The organism is Vogesella sp. EB (genome assembly GCF_001037925.1).
Classification (GTDB): domain Bacteria; phylum Pseudomonadota; class Gammaproteobacteria; order Burkholderiales; family Chromobacteriaceae; genus Vogesella; species Vogesella indigofera.
In genome coordinates this window covers 1-220 of record NZ_LFDT01000074.1, presented here as the reverse complement: position 1 = coordinate 220, position 220 = coordinate 1, and the positions used below count along the sequence as shown (strand labels likewise).

The window sequence follows — 220 nt, the reverse complement described above, 5'->3', positions numbered from 1 at the left end:
CTGCACGTCACCAGTGCCGCCGCCGGCAGCACGCTGGTGCTGACCCTGGCCGACGGCACGGCGCTGAGCCCGGCGGACTACGCTTCCGGCAGCTTCCAGTACAGCAGCGATGGCGGCAGCAGCTGGACGACCTACAGCGGCGCCATTACGTTGGCCGCAGGTGATAGCGACCTGCTGATCCGTACCACCACGGTCGGTGACAATGCGGAGGAGATGGATG

General features: G+C 67.3%; 1 protein-coding gene. It reads left to right on the top strand.

Going from position 1 to position 220, the window contains the following annotated elements:
* Positions 1-220: hypothetical protein (locus tag ACG97_RS17815; RefSeq protein WP_047968526.1), on the top strand; the 220-nt coding region annotated here is incomplete at both ends.